This window comes from Bythopirellula superficialaquae (genome assembly GCF_059632245.1).
Map to the genome: position 1 here is coordinate 4952760 of NZ_CP197426.1, position 15531 is coordinate 4968290.

At 55.1% G+C, this 15531-nt stretch carries 15 protein-coding genes; 9 read left to right on the plus strand and 6 right to left on the minus strand.

Going from position 1 to position 15531, the window contains the following annotated elements; all coding sequences use genetic code 11:
* Positions 1-3: 3 nt before the first annotated feature.
* The 5 genes from SH678x_RS20420 to SH678x_RS20440 all read right to left on the minus strand — a co-directional run bounded on the left by SH678x_RS20420 (position 4) and on the right by SH678x_RS20440 (position 4379).
* Positions 4-798, minus strand: coding sequence for a sulfite exporter TauE/SafE family protein (locus tag SH678x_RS20420; protein ID WP_496920308.1), 795 nt, complete (start codon positions 796-798; stop codon positions 4-6).
* A 360-nt stretch (positions 799-1158) separates the two neighbouring features.
* Positions 1159-1947 carry a hypothetical protein gene (locus SH678x_RS20425; protein ID WP_496920309.1) on the minus strand — a complete coding sequence of 263 codons (789 nt, stop codon included), beginning with the start codon at positions 1945-1947 and terminating at the stop codon, positions 1159-1161.
* On the minus strand, positions 1932-2777 hold the full coding sequence (locus SH678x_RS20430; RefSeq protein WP_496920310.1) for a RecB family exonuclease: 846 nt from the start codon (positions 2775-2777) through the stop codon (positions 1932-1934). Before SH678x_RS20430 ends, SH678x_RS20425 begins: the two co-directional genes overlap by 16 nt.
* Before the next feature lie 32 nt (positions 2778-2809).
* On the minus strand, positions 2810-3313 hold the full coding sequence (locus SH678x_RS20435; protein WP_496920311.1) for a hypothetical protein: 504 nt from the start codon (positions 3311-3313) through the stop codon (positions 2810-2812).
* An 82-nt stretch (positions 3314-3395) separates the two neighbouring features.
* The gene (locus SH678x_RS20440) at positions 3396-4379 is read right to left on the minus strand and encodes a DUF932 domain-containing protein (protein WP_496920312.1); all 984 of its coding nucleotides are present in this window, start codon (positions 4377-4379) and stop codon (positions 3396-3398) included.
* Between the two features lie 347 nt (positions 4380-4726).
* Between SH678x_RS20440 and SH678x_RS20445 the strand changes: the two genes are divergently transcribed.
* The gene (locus SH678x_RS20445; RefSeq protein WP_496920313.1) at positions 4727-5548 is read left to right on the plus strand and encodes a hypothetical protein; all 822 of its coding nucleotides are present in this window, start codon (positions 4727-4729) and stop codon (positions 5546-5548) included.
* A gap of 1123 nt (positions 5549-6671) precedes the next feature.
* Here SH678x_RS20445 and SH678x_RS20450 read toward each other — a convergent pair.
* On the minus strand, positions 6672-6863 hold the full coding sequence (locus tag SH678x_RS20450) for an integrase core domain-containing protein (RefSeq protein ID WP_496920314.1): 192 nt from the start codon (positions 6861-6863) through the stop codon (positions 6672-6674).
* Positions 6864-7744: 881 nt separating this feature from the next.
* On the opposite strand from SH678x_RS20450, the gene SH678x_RS20455 reads away from it, so the two are divergent.
* The 8 genes from SH678x_RS20455 to SH678x_RS20490 all read left to right on the plus strand — a co-directional run bounded on the left by SH678x_RS20455 (position 7745) and on the right by SH678x_RS20490 (position 15177).
* The gene (locus SH678x_RS20455; protein ID WP_496920315.1) at positions 7745-8953 is read left to right on the plus strand and encodes an ATP-binding protein; all 1209 of its coding nucleotides are present in this window, start codon (positions 7745-7747) and stop codon (positions 8951-8953) included.
* Positions 8950-9594 (plus strand): response regulator, encoded by a 645-nt coding sequence (locus SH678x_RS20460; protein ID WP_496920316.1) that lies wholly within the window; start codon positions 8950-8952, stop codon positions 9592-9594. Before SH678x_RS20455 ends, SH678x_RS20460 begins: the two co-directional genes overlap by 4 nt.
* A gap of 225 nt (positions 9595-9819) precedes the next feature.
* Positions 9820-10218, plus strand: a complete 399-nt coding sequence (locus SH678x_RS20465; RefSeq protein WP_496920317.1) for a cupin domain-containing protein — start codon at positions 9820-9822, stop codon at positions 10216-10218.
* 79 nt (positions 10219-10297) lie between these two features.
* Entirely contained in the window at positions 10298-10981 is a 684-nt protein-coding gene (locus SH678x_RS20470) for a hypothetical protein (RefSeq protein WP_496920318.1), read from the plus strand.
* Positions 10982-11017: 36 nt separating this feature from the next.
* Entirely contained in the window at positions 11018-11668 is a 651-nt protein-coding gene (locus SH678x_RS20475; protein WP_496920319.1) for a rhodanese-like domain-containing protein, read from the plus strand.
* Between the two features lie 43 nt (positions 11669-11711).
* The gene (locus SH678x_RS20480) at positions 11712-12506 is read left to right on the plus strand and encodes a carboxymuconolactone decarboxylase family protein (RefSeq protein ID WP_496920320.1); all 795 of its coding nucleotides are present in this window, start codon (positions 11712-11714) and stop codon (positions 12504-12506) included.
* Between the two features lie 69 nt (positions 12507-12575).
* Complete coding sequence (locus SH678x_RS20485; RefSeq protein ID WP_496920321.1) at positions 12576-13313, plus strand: ZIP family metal transporter; 738 nt, start codon at positions 12576-12578, stop codon at positions 13311-13313.
* 85 nt (positions 13314-13398) lie between these two features.
* Positions 13399-15177 (plus strand): FAD-dependent oxidoreductase, encoded by a 1779-nt coding sequence (locus SH678x_RS20490; RefSeq protein ID WP_496920322.1) that lies wholly within the window; start codon positions 13399-13401, stop codon positions 15175-15177.
* Positions 15178-15531: the final 354 nt, after the last annotated feature.

Consider the following 15531-nt stretch of genomic DNA (forward strand, 5'->3'; position numbering starts at 1 on the left):
AGATTAAGATAAGAGCGTTTTGCCGATCATCATCACTGCCAGAGCAGTGATGCCAACGGCAAAGACTTTCTGCATCAGCTGGGTGGACAGTCTCTTGCTGAGGGCACTTCCCAAGAACATGCCGCCAATCCCACCGGCAGCAAAAAGCATGGCTATTTCGACTGAGATTGGATGGCCTGCAACAAAATGCGAGGCGACTCCCGAAATACTTATCAACGAGATAACCAGCAGAGAAGTTGCCACGGCATTATGAATCGGCATTTTTGTGAAAAAGACGAGTGCTGGAACAATCAAAAAGCCTCCGCCAACGCCAAACATTCCCGAGAGAACCCCCGTGACGAAGCCCACGACAACCAATATCAAATTTGCTTGCAATGTCAGGTCGAACCCGAAATGCTCTTCAAATTGACCTCGACTTTGACCATAGTGGGCGGACTGATTCGAGGATTTAAACCACATTCTCAAAGCCACAAATATCATAAGCGTGCTGAACAACGCTAAGAGTATTACTTCGGAAATGCTCTGAGAGACCCACATCCCGAGTGGCGCACCGATCATCCCCGCGATGGCAAAAATAGTAGCCGCGTGAAGTTGTATTTGTCTTGTGTCGAAATTGGACACGACACCTACGAGTGCCGTTGCTCCCACCGCGGCGAGCGAGATGCCATTGGCTTCCGACGGTTGTAGTGAAAGGCCATAGACGAGCATCGGCATGGCGAGCAGTGAACCGCCCCCGCCGGTGAGCGCAAGAGAAAGCCCAACACACATGCCAAAGAAAATACTTTCCGCGACGAACATCAGAACATTCTATTCTCAGCTAAGTAACTTCGGTATCGGGCCGAAAGTAAAATATAGGTACAACCAATTATCTAATGCGGATCAGGTTTGTTGGCATGCTTGTTTCTATATTTACGTGTAAAAATTTTCTTGCTTCGACAAAGCTTGCATTCCTGATCCAGTTTTGTGAGATAGGCAATAAGTGTTTGCAGCGATGATTGATTTAGTGATCCGCCCCACGTGCTTAGGTCTGCCGATAAGAAATCAGTTTATTCTGGACGAACTATCGTAGGTCACCTCGATTTAAAAAGGCAGCGCAGTTTATTGCGCTCCTGTAAACTTATCTGGTCGACGACCACTCATCACTCACGGTAAAACATGCTAACTTAAGCAACTGTTACTGTAGGTCAATGCATGGGGGTCTCCCGAGGATAGCTTAAGCGCGAAATACTCACCCAATTGATTCACTAACTTTCGCTCATTCCAATTCATCGTATATTTTTGATCATTGAGTAAATTTATCACATTCTGGTAACTCAGTTGTCCCACAAAAGGTCTGTTCGGCAACGCGCTGAGCAATTCACCATGCGGAATGGAGCCTTTTAACTGTAGCGCGTCTCGGTATTTGTCGACGATTTCCGTCTGCGGCTGTGGACTCACCAGCAGCACTACAAAATCCCGCTTTGGCATCTCAAACAGCTTCGGCTCGTCGTACCACCCGCACTGATAAAGCCCCACTCGAATATTGCGAATAAATTGATCCGACGGATAACCTTTGCTGCCAACATTATGGGTCGTGGTTTCCGAGAGTTCGGAGCGGTATTTCATCTCCCAGAAGATGGTCGTCGGTGGATTCTCCCAGCGGATCACGACGTCGACCTCCGTCGAACCTTCAGTCCAGGGCAAGAGATGTTTGGGCATCGTAGGCTGCCGCTGCCACAGCTCTATCCGCAGATTTCGGTAGACCTGTGTCCGAAACCTGTTCACGCCCAAACCCTCATTGAGGAGATGTGGCAACCAGTATCGGGGAGCAATCGCCTGAAGCACACCTAAGAGATTTCCCGTAATCGCATCTTCGCTATTCGGACGAATGATCAACGGACATCGCAGGGTCCCCTCCAAGGCGGGCTGACAAACGCGGCCCCCCTTCCCTCCTAGTTCGGTAAGCATCGACCATTTCCATTGAGTTGGTGGACGGGACTTTCGATAACAGGCTTCGGTGCCTTCCACTGCCGACACTCACTGCGATAAGAACAGTTCTTGCAATTGAGTGGCGTCTCGATGGGATAGAAAACTTTGCCAGTGACAGCTTTCTCGACGACCGCCACCAAGTCTCCCAACCTTCTTCGTTCCGCTTCCGTTCGTACCGTCGAAATCTGCTGCAGTCGGGGCACTTTTGTTTTCAGGAGGATGGCATATTCCACTTTGGGACCTGTACCAAACTCTTCACTGATCGCCTGACTGTAGCAGGTGGCTTGGAGTGAACTGTCGACCTCGCCTTGAGAATAGGAGCGACTCGCGGTCTTAAATTCGTGGACAACGAGACTTCCTTCAGTTCCCGTCAACAAATCGATGACGGCCACCAGGGGAGTTTCGAGATACTCGCCCTGCTGATTCTGGAGTGGCACGAGAAACGTTCGTTCCACGGCAACGATGTTTTCCGGGGCGGGATGCCGCAGATACGTCGCCAGTAGTGCTTTGCCCAGGGCGAGTTGGGATTCGCGTGATTGACCTCGCTTGAAGAGCAACCCCTGGCGTCCCTCCCGAGTTCGCCAAGCTGCCTCCAACAGGCATTCCAGTTCTTTGAGATTTGTGGCCCCCTTCAGCTGAACCTTGCGATGATAGAACGCCAAGGCTTCGTGGATCGCACTTCCCAGCACCAGATCGCTCGATACCCGCAGTTGAGGTAGCCGCAACACCCTTTCAAAGTAGTATTGCAGCGGGCACCGCAAATACTGATTGATCGCCGAAAAACTCCAGTGGAAGCGATCGATCGCCATAGCTCCTCCCTTCAAGTGACTTGAGTGACGAACTAGGATTGCGTTCCCGTCGTGGCATCGGCCATGAGCGAGTCGAGCACTCGGCCTGCTTCCTTCTTGGTGAGCTCGTAGACAGTCGCCTTTCGGCCGAATTGTTCGGCGATGCGATCTTCAAGTTCGCCTTTGGAGAGTCCCTGTCGCTTGCTGAGATTCAACAAGAACTGAATCTGCTTGTTGGTGGCCGGTTCGCCGGTCGTACTCCCATTGGCGGGCAACCGGTTGACCGGGGCTCGACGTGGAACTGGCGGCTCAGCGACTGGCTTCTTTTCGGGGGTGGGTGCTTCGTCATGAGCGGCGATAGCCACTTCACTTTCATACCGTTCAATCTGCCGGTTCAGGGCTTCATCAGCCAGGTCGTAATACTCTTGGATGCGTTCGACGACCGTTTCGGTGTCTCTCAAGTCGACACAGACTTCGCCTTCCAGATTGAGGCTAAAACCGTGGGAGTTGAAATTTTCGGAGAGTTTACGGCTGAGACCGATATTGATTTTGAGCATGGTAATTTTTCCGTGAAGGTATCGAGTTTGGATGTCTCCTACAAATACTCGTAGGAACAGGCGATGACGCTGCTGGTCTGCGTCAATTGAAAGAGCTCATCGCCAAGGCGTTTTTCCAGGCTTCGCCCTTGAGTTTGGCCCCGGAGCCAAACCAGGCCGATTTGAGCCGGGCACTCGCTCGGTCGTAGTAGCTCCGTCCACGAGTCTGACGATGATGGTCGACGAACTCGGTCACCGCGTTGAAGGCCGACCAAGCGGTAAGTTTGGTTTCAGAAATTCCTTGACCACGACCGTACTCGAACAGGCGAAATAATTCTCTACGAATGTTTCGTGCTCGTAGCCGGTTGACATCATCAGAATCTGGGTACAGAGAATAAAAATAGTCTTCCAACTGTTTTCGTGACGGATAAAAGCTCGCCAGTCGATTGATCTTCTCCTCGGCATCATCGTAGAACCGTTTGGCGAAGCCGAGAATTTCCTGAGCTTCCGCGATTTTGCTCGTGAGATTCCCTTTGTGGGCGATGGAGACGCCACTGCCGCGACTACGAGTTTCGGCCATAGCCAAGGTGTTGGCACAAACAACGCGAATCGGCGTGAAGAAAACTCTTAGCGAAGATGTCCCATCGTGACTGTTGTGGAGCAAGAGAAACTTCTCGGTCACATCTGCGGAGTCTTTGATGCGGATTTCACCGGGGAGCTTGGCAAGCATCCAGATCCGTTCCCCTCGGCCGAGTGCTCCCGCTGTGTGGTATCGCAATTCGCCGGAAGCGACGATCGCGTCTAAGAATCCGAAGCATTGGTGATTCTGGACGGGTTGGTAGCTGTTGCCGACGACACCCAGGACGGAATTGGAGTCGGTTCGCACGACGGCTTGCCGCTGAGGAACTACAGTACCTTCACAAGTTTGCAGTGGCTTCAAGGCCACCCCAAAATTCAGCCCTGCCTTGGTGATGGCTTCGGCGGCAGTGGCGGGTTCGTCGAGCTTGGTGCCAAGTCCGTGCCAGGGGGTTCCACCAAAATACATCATGGCCGTCCGGCCGTTGGTCGTCGCAAGTTCGTGCGGCATTTTGTAAGTCCAGATCGGGTTGATGAGTTCACCTATAAGTTCAATACCCCATTCAAAGACTTCGCACTCCGCAAAGTGCAGATTATCCGCGGAGTGGTACCATGCCTATCAGACAAATCTAAAAAGCGGAGCAATGAATTGCGATAGCCCACGACTTTCCGACAGCGGTGGTCCCTCCTCCCAAAGGCAAGATTCTTAAAAAATTGCCCCCGCACGAACCAAGAAACGTGGTAAAAGGTCAACATTGTGACAGTCCCTGCGAAAGCTCAAGAAGTGGAATTGAAGATTGCTCAAGCCCAATTCTTTGGATCTTATGTCTCGTTTTTTTCACTATGATTGGATCACTCATGAAGCCAATGACCAACACCGTTTTGGCAGAGCTTGAGGAGTTCAGGGTACGCCTCTTACCCACCTTGGCGAAGCGTGACCCCATCTCTTTCGGTGAGTTCCAGGGTGACAACCCTGAGTACCACGGCCCTCGTCATACGCTCTCTGACTGGCAGGAAGCGGCTGCTCACTTGAGTGGCCTCCTGAAAAGTCATCCGGACGACACAGCGTTAGCCACGGAACTGAGCCACTTACGTCCGTTCATGAGGGGCGGACAGGCTGGTGGCGATTATGTCATCGAGAAGGGCATCCTGCATTGGCGACTCTCGATCTTCGCTTCCGTCAGGTGGGAGCAAGGAGTGTCTGGTTACCTGCCGGTTGAGTATCGTCCTGAAAGTGTCGGAGGGGTGGAGCAATCTCGGAGAGCCGTGCGGCGATGGTTCGAGCGTGCGGATGTTGGAGACATGTGGTTCTGGAATGCTCTCTGCCTAGTCTTGCCTGCGACTGTCGACGACGACCCCGAATTCGCCATCAGCATGCTCCAGCCGGGCACTTATCGCGACCGCATTCTCTCGAATCAGGAACTGACACCTGCTGAGCGGCAAGTCGAGCTGGCTAAAGTCGAGGCAAAATACTTTCGTCATGTACTACTGAACAATGCGTTCTTGCATGTCGTGGCGGCCCTCGCCAACAATCATTTCATGAAAATCAACCATTGCTTTCAGGTCGCGGAAATTTCCGGCAGATACTCGGACCTCTTACCGCACTATCTATTCGCCATACTTTTCGCCAAGTTGGAGATCTTGAACAGGCTCTCCAATGCTGGCCATGATGAATGGTGAGCGTCTTCACTCTTTCCTGACCAAGGACTTTGCACGCAGTCCGGAACCGCTTCCGTAGCGTGTGCCGCGAGAATACAATTTCACCTCGCTCAGCTTGCCACGAACATAAAAACGAATCCCCAATGCACCGAAAATCACTTGCTTTCTAGGATGAAAGCAACTTCTGGCCATTCTCAAAAAGATGTACAAGAGTTTGGAAATGCGCCTTATCGGGTGTCGCTGACACCACCTCACGAGATCGTCATATTCGCCAAACAGAAGCGTTAGCCGTGAGTTCAAATAGAGCCAGCCCACGAGGAGCGTAAGAGTTATAGCTAGTACTCGTGGGCTGGATGTCGGCTATAATCCAGCCGTTGGCAACAGCAGCTTTGTAGACGCCCCTTACGAACATGGTGCGGCGTCTGCGGGGCACGAGTGCTATACATCGTGGCAGCCATCGCGCGAACCACTTGATAACTGCATCATCGTCAGCCTCCTGGATTTTGCAGATTAAAGATTCGATAGCCGATTCCCATTCTGCATCTTCAGTCTCATAAGGTTGCTCGCCTTCAATGCCAATCGTCAATTGGTAGCCCGGGTGATCGTATCCCACGCGGATTCCGTGCGCGTTTCCTTGCGAGGCCTCAAAGCAACAAGTACGAAAGAAAGTCGGGCAGGGACCGGTAAGTACGATCGTTTCAGAACAGTCAGATTGCATCATAAATCCTCCAAAAATGGGGACGTAGCACCACTCACAACGAGGAGTGATGCACCAAATTTGGAGACGAACCGAGTTAGCTTTACTGCTCGCGGCCTAACCGGTTCACCTCTCGTGCCATAGGCAACGCATGCCACACAATCCGCAAGCTATTTATTAAGATAATCTCTTTATCCGAACCTGTCAAGATGCCTCTGCGCAGGGTACGTACGACGTTCCTGCTGAGGCCGGTGATGAACTCGGCTTCGGGGTATCGGCCTTCACACCGCGAGGCGAAACAACAACCGCAGAACCAAAGCCTGCAATAAACTACTGGCTCAACACCAACTCGAACGTGCGATACAATTCGGGTTGCCGAAACTTTGAGAACACACGCGGCAGGCCGTGTACTGCCAATGAGGGAAAGCCGTGCGGTATTTGAGGGGGCTAGCCGAGGCTGCTGTGTGGCCTCACGGTGTTATAATGATTCCGCCAACGCTCGATGAGCAACTTGGCTTCAAGTAATGTATCGAACTGTTCACGGGCCAACAGCTCGTTGCGGAGCTTACCGTTAAAGCTCTCGATGTAACCATTCTCCCAACTGCTGATCGTGGCCATCGCCTTGGCGGTTCCACTCAATCGCTATCGCGGCGGGAGTTGGCACGACTGGCCGTGGCATTTCGAACCGGTTTCGAGGGTGGTCTACTTTCTGGCGCTCACCGATTTTCTAAGGCTTTTTGCCCTGACAGCGTTGTTATGAGCGAGCAGTTCGCGGCGGTAACGCCAGAAGCTTCACTTGCTGTCTTTCATGCCAAATGACACGCCCTCATGCGGTGCGAGCGAAGTCGCTAAAGCAGAGCTTCTACGGCCAAGACCTTGTTGTCATCCATGTGATGGCGCAGCTACAGAGGTCTCTTTAACCGACTGCGGGTCCGCCCACTTAGTCGCACCAGAAGTCTTTCCTACTTCAGAGCCGAACCAAAACCTGAAACTGAGCGAAGTCGACCTCAACTCGGCGCACTAGAAGCAGCCTATTGAGAGCTCAGCTTAATTCGTCCCGTTCGCACGAGCGGGATTCCTGAAAGATGATAAGGGAGCGATCCGCAAATCGCCTTGATGCTTCCCCCTAAGCGACAGCGTCTTAAAGCCGCAGAGTTGACGGCTAGTCACGACCGAGCATGCGCCAGGAATAACGCGAAGCCCAAGCCTACTTTGGCGGCAATTGCCGTAATTTGCTCGGAATTACTAGCAGCCTGCAAAAGTGGGCATCTCGAATCCGCTGACGCTGTCGTGTTGATTCTACAGCAGATAGAATTGAATTTATGAGCATCCCCGCTAAGGTAATCAAGATGGTTGAGCGATCTACGTCGCCGGAAGAGGCATTTGACGACCAGCTTCTGGAGAAGGATCCGGATGCGCCGATGCTATGTCCCCTATCAGGGTTGTCAAGTGAAGCAATAAATCTAAGTTCTAACTTCTGCGAATCTCTAGACGATACTGGTTGTCCGTTGGCGGGCGAAATGCATAACCGGCTGTCTTTCGAAGAGTTACTGACAGAACTGTCGTCGCAGTTCGTCAACGTGCCCGCCGACGAAGTTGATTCTCAGATTGAGTGGGGCTTGCGGCGGATTGTGGAACTGCTCGGCGTAGACCGCTGCGGTTTTGGCCAGGTGTCGGCAGACGGTCAGGAATTCGTCGTAACCCATTCGTACCAGTTGCCGGTGGTGCCCTCATGTTTGGGGTTCGTTCTACATGCTCAATTTCCGACTTATGCAAGAATGATCCGACAGGGAGTTGTTGTGCGATTGCCCGACGATTTGCCGGCCGATGCGATCCAGGAGCGAGAATATCTACACCGATCAGGCCAGAAATCGAGCGTGACCATTCCTCTGATCGTGATGGGCTCGGTCGTCGGTGCCATCGGACTCGCCAGCTTTCGCACGCATCTCGCTTGGCCAGACGAGGTAGTAAAGCGTCTCCGTCTGGTCGGGGATATCTTCACGAACGCACTTGCGCGCAAACGGGCGGATGAAGCTATATGCGCAAAAGAAGTCTCACTTAGACAGAGCCAGGAACGGCTTCGCCAACTTACCGGCATGCTGCTGCATGCCCAGGAGGAGGAACGACGTCGGATCGCGCGTGAGATGCACGACGATTGGACGCAACGTCTAGCGAGTCTGGGAATCGACACGGCAAAGTTAGAGCGTCACTTCGGGACCAAAGAAACCGCCGTGCCGCTTCTCCGTGCCATTCAAGAACAGCTAGTGTCGCTCTCCGAGGATGTGCATGCCCTCTCGCGTCAGCTCCACCCGGCTATCCTCGACGACCTGGGCCTTGCAGAAGCCCTGCGTTCAGAGTGTACGGCATTCGCGCTGCGAGAAGATATCCAGGTGGAATACCGCCCAGGCGAAATATCGGGGACTGTGCCGCCCGAAGTGGCGCTGGGTCTCTATCGGATCGCACAGGAATCGCTGAGAAATGTCGCTAAGCACGCTGCTGCAGCCGAAGTCCTCGTGACGCTACATGCAATCGGATCAGACGTAGTTTTGCGTATCGAGGATCGTGGCGTTGGCTTTGATACTGAGTGTGAACGGAGCCGCCCGGGTTTGGGGCTTTCCAGCATGGCGGAGCGGGCGGCGTTAATTGATGGTCAGTTTTCGGTTACTTCGGCCACTGGCAGCGGGACAACGGTCGAGGTCCGCGCGCCTCTGACAAGGTGCACGCGATGAGCCGAGCGCGTGTGGTAATTGCCGACGACCACCAGATCCTCGCGGAAGGAATTCGCAGCCTGCTTGAACCTGAGTTCGAGGTGGTCGCGGTTGTCTCCGACGGCCAGGCACTTGTCGCCGCGGCCAAACAGCATCTGCCCGATGTTATCGTAGCCGACATCAGCATGCCGTCGCTTAATGGTATCGAGGCTGCGGCAATCGTGCGATCGACGGGTTTATCAGCCAAGATCGTGTTTCTGACCATGCACAAGGACGTTGCCTACGCGCGCCGTGCGATGGAATCTGGGGCCTCAGGATTCGTACTCAAGCACTCCGTCTCTGCGGAACTCGTGACCGCCATCCGCGAGGCACTCCAAGGGAAAACTTACATCACCCCTTTGATTGCAGGGGAGCTGCTGCAGTCCTATCGCGGAGGAGAAGCGCGGTCAGGAGAATTGACGACGAGGCTCACGGTGCGTCAACGCGAAGTGCTGCAGCTCATTGCGGAGGGGCGTTCCGCCAAAGAGATCGCGGCCGCGCTGAAGATTTCCGTCCGAACGGCGGAAGCTCACAAGGCACGCATCTTGGAGTCGCTTGGGCTCAAGAGCACCGCCGAACTGGTCCAATTCGCCATTCGCAGCGGGATCATTTCGATCGAGTAGGCCGCCGCTGACACCTGCTCATGCACGACGGCGCGTTGCGCAAAGCGCAATGCCATTGTCGTAGTTTTACGAATGGTGGTCTCTTTCCACCATCCCCACAATGACGGGTGCTGGCAGTTGATCTGCCCGCCACGGTGCCAAGCCTGTCAAGCGACCGGGTCTGGCCATAAAAAACTCGCCATCACCGCCGGTCGGTGAGGCACAAACGCAACGAGGAATAATCGCATGCACAAGAAAATGATGGATATGAACCCGGTAGACGACTTCGTCACCCAGAACACCCCGGGCCTCAAGATCTGGGAGGAGCGATGGGGCGGCATGCAGTGCGCCTTCCACGTCTTTGCCCCGGGCACTGATTTCACAGACATTCTGAAAGGAAAGGGACTGGAGCACGATCTGTGCGGGGTCGAGCACTGGGCTTACGTCATAAAGGGCTCGGTGGAGGTCATTTACCTTGACGGAACCATTGAAGTTTGCCGCGCTGGGGACGCCTGCTTCTGGCCGGCTCCGCACAACTTCAAGTCGAAGGAAGGCGCCGAGATCCTCCAGTTCAGCACCGATGGAGGGTTGGCCGCGCAAGGCAAGAGAATCCAGGAGTTTGTTGCGAAACAGATGAAGAAGTAGGGGTTGATGCGCCCTACATGTCCTAAACAAATCAGGACGCAGTGTTGCCGCGTCCCGATTACCCAAAAGGAGAATCTCCATGAAACTCAGGATCGGATTACACGGTGATCGCCGCACCGCCAAGAACACGCGCGGACGGCCGTTCTGCGGGCTCGGTGCCTTCGTCGGGACGGGCGCGACTCTACGGGCCCATGTCTACACAGCGGCCAATCTCGACGAGATCACCATAGACAGCCACAAGAAGATGGACGGGGCGCGACTGGCCAAGCAGTTCGAGGTCGACATGTGCATGGTCAACGGTGGCCGCTACTGGCTGATGGACGAGCAGGATGTCCAGGGCGGTGACGTCGTGAACTTCGATGGCGTCAATCTGCTCTACGGCGGCGAGATGACCGGGGCCGAGATGACGGCCCAGATGCAGACGCCGTATGCGCCCAACCTGATCTACCGCAACACCAACTGGGTCTGGCACGCCGGCAAGCCGGTGCACCTGCTGCGCGAGCCGAACGGCACGGTGTGGGTGATGCAGGAGTACACGAAGGATGTCGACCCGAGCCTGACGCTCGAAAACCTGCACCAGGTGGGCAGCAAGCTGAAGGGCCTGCCCAAGGGCTGGACCTTCGAGACCAAGGTGCTGACCAAGGAGCTGTCGCTCAACACCTCCCGCTGCGACGGCTGGGCGGCCATCCTCCGCGACGAACTGCATTGTACCTACCAGGGATGCGGCTACGGCAAAGACACCAGCGCCAATTACGTGCCGTAACATCGAACTTCGAAAGTCCAAAGCAAGGAGCTACTCATGATTCCGATATTTGATGGACACCTCCGCTACACGGTAAGGGTCGCTCTGCTCGTTGTTGCGAGCGCATTATTCGCGTCCGCTCCGAGAATAACGGTCGCTCAAACCGAACAGCCGGCAACCACAGTTGCGGAAAACCAGCTCCCGAAGGCGAAGCAGACGTCTCTCGGACTCTACGTGACGGCGGCGCAGGCGTATGAGATGTGGAAGGCTGCGCCGGACAAGGTCAAGGTCATCGACGTGCGTACCCCAGAGGAGTACGCGTTCGTCGGTCACCCCGAGATGGCCTGGAACATCCCCCTCGCCTTCCTGTCCTACCAGCGAAAAGGTGGCAAGTTTGAGTACAAGGCCGAGCCAAACAAGGCTTTTGTTGCCCTCGCTCAAGAGATTGCCCAGCCAGCAGACATCTTACTAGTCACGTGCCGTTCAGGCGGCCGCGGCGCCATGGCGGTTAACCAGCTAGCGGCCGCGGGGTTCACCAACGCCTACAACATCGTTGATGGCGTCGAAGGAGACTTGGTCGACGATCCCAATAGTGTCCATCACGGCAAGCGGATGAAGAATGGCTGGAAGAACTCGGCGCCTTGGGTTTACAGCATTGATCCCGAGAGAATCATCCTCGAAGAAGCGGCGTCCAAGCAAACCAAATAGCCTGCCAACACGCGATGAAACAAGAGCGATGAAAGGAGTGACAATGTCGACCAGAACCTCAAGACAAACAAAGCCACAGCACTCTGCCGGCTCGCCGCTGCCCGAGAAAGGCGAACCAGCAACAGCCGCCGATCCGTACCCAAAGATTGAAGAGAATGCGCCGCCGAAGCCTGCCAGCAAGCCGAAGCGTACGCTGACACGCGACAATTTTTTCAAGACAGTTGCTGATGTCGTGGCTTCCGGTCCGGTCCTTTTTGAGGCGGCATTTCGACCCAGGATATCCGCGGCGCTCCGAGAGAAGCTCTTTCTCGCCGTATCTTCGGTAAATGACTGTCGCTACTGCAAATGGGGGCATACCCATTGGGCGATGGCGCAGGGCGTGCCGCTGGACGAGGTCAACCAGATTTTAGGCCAGCAAAGCGAGTCTCTAGCGGCTAAGAATCCTGCCGAAGCCGCGGCGATCCTGTTCGCTCAGCACTACGCGGAGGAGCTCGACCAGATTGATCCGGAGTCGATTGAAAACCTGCGAGAGCACTACTGCGACGCTGAAGTCGCTGAGATCCTCGCTTATGTACGCTTTATCACACTCACCAACTTGACCGGGAACACAGTCGACGCCTTTTTAACCGGATCCTGTAGCCAAGGCAAAGGCACCTCCTTCGAAACGGCAGTAGCTGCGGCCGCAGCTCCAGTGGCTCTTGTATTGTCCCAGTTGGCAAAGTTTGACCGCCAAGTGGGCATGGAGAGTTTGCGAGCCGATGTCACCAACCCCAACGAGAACATTGCACCGCGGTCCGCGAAATCTCAACGAACTCCCGATACAAAATCCCACTCATGAAGCCCGAAACCGACGATCAATCCCCTAAGATTCTCAGGTGAGGTGCCGAGAAGGAAGAGGTCTCATTTTATGTTGGGTGCATTCCTCTGGGGTCTGTTGGCAACCTCCTCCTTGATCATCGGAGGGGTGACCGCATCCCGTATCGCTTTGAGCAAGCGAACCATCGGGATCATTATGGCTTTCGGCGCGGGAACGCTTATCTCCGCCATTTCCTACGAACTAATCTTTGAAGCAGTGCGGATCGCGAAGTTAACTGGATTTCCTGCTTTGGGATTGTTCGCAGGTGCGTTTACTTTTTTCTTTAGCGACCGGTGGATTGGGCAGATCGCCGGAGCCGACCCCGTGGATTTGGATGCGTCTTCGCAATCGAGGCTGGTGATCCCCATGGTCTTGGCGATCATTCTTGACGGGGTGCCGGAATCGATCGTCATCGGCCTCGGGCTTTTTGAAGGGGGAACGATCAGCCTCGCCATGCTGGTGGCAGTCTTTGTCTCCAATCTGCCGGAAGCCATCGCGGGAACCGTCGGGATGAAAGCAGGAGGCGCGAGTAACCAGAAAATCATCCTGCTTTGGATTGTAATCGCATTAGTATGTGCGATGGCCAGCGTCGGAGGGTACAGTCTGTTCCGCGGAGTATCCACGACTTGGCTCGCATTTATCCAGGCTTTCGCGGGCGGAGCGATCCTCATGATGCTCGCGAATTCGATGATTCCCGAAGCATACGAACACGGTGGCAAACTGGCCGGCGTCTTCACGGTCATCGGGTTCTTTGTCTCGGTCATGATGGTCATTGTGGAGAACTTGTGACATTAATACCCAGCCGTTGCTGACTTCGTCGAGCTATTCGGCTTATGACATCGTGAACACGACGAACTGCAAAAGGAACACTTTCATGAAAGTAATCATTGTTGGCGGAGTTGCCGGCGGTGCCTCGTGTGCAGCGCGTCTGCGCCGATTGGATGAGAAGGCTGAAATCTTAATCGTGGAGCGGGGGCCGTATGTCTCGTACGCAAACTGCGGCCTTCCCTACCACGTCGGCGGCGTAATTGAAAAAGAGTCCAGTCTGCTCGTCGCGACCGAGCAGACGTTTCGCGATATGTTCGGCATCTCTGTACGCACTGGCTGCGAAGCCATTTCCATCTCGCCGGAGAAGAAGACCGTGGACCTCCGCCATCTCGCGACTGGAGAGGTTACGACCGAGTCCTATGACAAGCTCGTGCTATCGCCGGGCGCAGCGCCGATCCGGCCGCCGCTCCCCGGCATCGATCTTCCAGGAATCTTTTCGGTCAGGACCGTGCCAGACGCCCGGACCATCCGCGCGTGGCTGCAGCGCGGAGCCGAATCCCAGACCGGACTGAATTCTTATACTGGATTGCAGGTCGTAACGAATCCGCAGCGCGCAGTCGTGGTCGGAGGAGGGTTCATTGGATTAGAGATGGTAGAAAACTTGGCCCATCTTGGGCTTGAGGTGACGCTTGTTGAAAAGCTGAACCAAGTGATGCCTCCCCTTGATCCGGAAATGGCACGACTCGTCGAACGCTATCTGGTTAAGCACGGCGTCCGCTTGGAACTCAACGATGGCGTGGCGGGATTCCGTCAAGTCGCTGACGGATCACTGGAAGTGCTGACAAGTTCTGGCAAGGCGCATCCGGCGGACATTGTCATCCTGGCGATCGGCGTACGGCCAGAGACGTCGCTTGCGAAGTCGGCGGGGATCGAGATTGGCCAGCGCGGCGGCATCCGCATCGACGAGCAGATGCGTACGAGTATCACTGACATCCTCGCCGTAGGGGACGCAGTCGAGGTGAAGGACTACGTCACCGACCAGTGGACGCTCATCCCGCTCGCCGGTCCTGCCAATCGACAGGGTCGGATTGCAGCCGACGTGATTGCCGGCCGCATGTCGCGTTACCGCGGCACGCAGGGTACCTCGATCTGTCAAATCTTCGAAGCCGCCATCGGCCAAACCGGTGTCAGCGAAAAATCATTGCAGCAGTTGGGAGAAACGGACTACGAGAAGATCTATCTGTACCCTAATTCGCACGCCGGCTATTACCCGGACGCCAAGATGATGGCGATGAAGGTGCTCTTCCGCAAGTCCGACGGTCGTCTCCTCGGCGCACAAGTGCTCGCCGAGGCCGGCGTCCCCAAGCGAATCGATGCCTTGGCGATGGCGATCCAGATGAAGGCGACGATTTACGACCTTGAGGAGGCCGAACTGTGCTATGCGCCACCATTCGGTAGCGCGAAGGATCCCGTCAACTTTGCAGGTATGGTTGCGGCAAATGTCCTGCGTAATGACATGCCGGTCTGCCATTGGAATTCCTTGGACGGGTCGTTCCTCCTGGACGTGCGCAACCCCCCCGAACTCGAAGTGGAGTCGGTCCCGGGCGCGCTCAATATTCCGCTACCGCAGCTTCGCCGGCGTCTGGAAGAGTTGCCACGTGACCGCGAGATTAACGTAATTTGCCGCTCCGGCGGGCGCGCCTATTTTGCGACACGCATTCTGCTGCAGAACGGGTTCAAGGCCCGTAGCATTTCGGGCGGCATGCTCTCACGGTCCCATGCCGCGTCATCGCGAAACGCATCTCCAAGACGACCGACACGGACAGAAGTATGCCGAGAAATGGCCAGCCCTCCCACCGAACAATCGATAGGCCCCAGCCGATAGCGAATTCCCAGGGGAGGCGAACGTCGTGGATGAATGGTTATCAAACGCTTGGACTGAGTTGGTTGGTCGACAGAGTGGGCCATTACATCTTCGCCTCCTGCTGCAGCCGGTTGTGGCCACAGTGCTTGCAGTTCGCGCTGGTCGGCTTGATACGCGGCGGGGCAGATCACGCACGCTGGGAGCGACGCGGCCTCACCCCAGAGAATGGCAGCAGTGGCTCGGGGAAGCCTGGAGAGACGTGGGAACTCTTTTCCTAATCGGAATCGCACTTGATCTCACGTATCAAGTCATCGCTCTACATGCAATTCGGGTTAGTCACGCCTTGATCGTCGCAGTTGTGCTGGCGGTCGTCCC

Excerpts from the sequence above, each read along its gene's own strand:
- SH678x_RS20420 (WP_496920308.1), bottom strand. The coding sequence starts at position 798 with ATGTTCGTCGCGGAAAGTATTTTCTTTGGCATGTGTGTTGGGCTTTCT.
- SH678x_RS20425 (WP_496920309.1), bottom strand. The coding sequence starts at position 1,947 with ATGCTTACCGAACTAGGAGGGAAGGGGGGCCGCGTTTGTCAGCCCGCC.
- SH678x_RS20430 (WP_496920310.1), bottom strand. The coding sequence starts at position 2,777 with ATGGCGATCGATCGCTTCCACTGGAGTTTTTCGGCGATCAATCAGTAT.
- SH678x_RS20435 (WP_496920311.1), bottom strand. The coding sequence starts at position 3,313 with ATGCTCAAAATCAATATCGGTCTCAGCCGTAAACTCTCCGAAAATTTC.
- SH678x_RS20440 (WP_496920312.1), bottom strand. The coding sequence starts at position 4,379 with ATGCCGCACGAACTTGCGACGACCAACGGCCGGACGGCCATGATGTAT.
- SH678x_RS20445 (WP_496920313.1), top strand. The coding sequence starts at position 4,727 with ATGAAGCCAATGACCAACACCGTTTTGGCAGAGCTTGAGGAGTTCAGG.
- SH678x_RS20455 (WP_496920315.1), top strand. The coding sequence starts at position 7,745 with ATGCATAACCGGCTGTCTTTCGAAGAGTTACTGACAGAACTGTCGTCG.
- SH678x_RS20460 (WP_496920316.1), top strand. The coding sequence starts at position 8,950 with ATGAGCCGAGCGCGTGTGGTAATTGCCGACGACCACCAGATCCTCGCG.
- SH678x_RS20465 (WP_496920317.1), top strand. The coding sequence starts at position 9,820 with ATGCACAAGAAAATGATGGATATGAACCCGGTAGACGACTTCGTCACC.
- SH678x_RS20470 (WP_496920318.1), top strand. The coding sequence starts at position 10,298 with ATGAAACTCAGGATCGGATTACACGGTGATCGCCGCACCGCCAAGAAC.
- SH678x_RS20475 (WP_496920319.1), top strand. The coding sequence starts at position 11,018 with ATGATTCCGATATTTGATGGACACCTCCGCTACACGGTAAGGGTCGCT.
- SH678x_RS20480 (WP_496920320.1), top strand. The coding sequence starts at position 11,712 with ATGTCGACCAGAACCTCAAGACAAACAAAGCCACAGCACTCTGCCGGC.
- SH678x_RS20485 (WP_496920321.1), top strand. The coding sequence starts at position 12,576 with ATGTTGGGTGCATTCCTCTGGGGTCTGTTGGCAACCTCCTCCTTGATC.
- SH678x_RS20490 (WP_496920322.1), top strand. The coding sequence starts at position 13,399 with ATGAAAGTAATCATTGTTGGCGGAGTTGCCGGCGGTGCCTCGTGTGCA.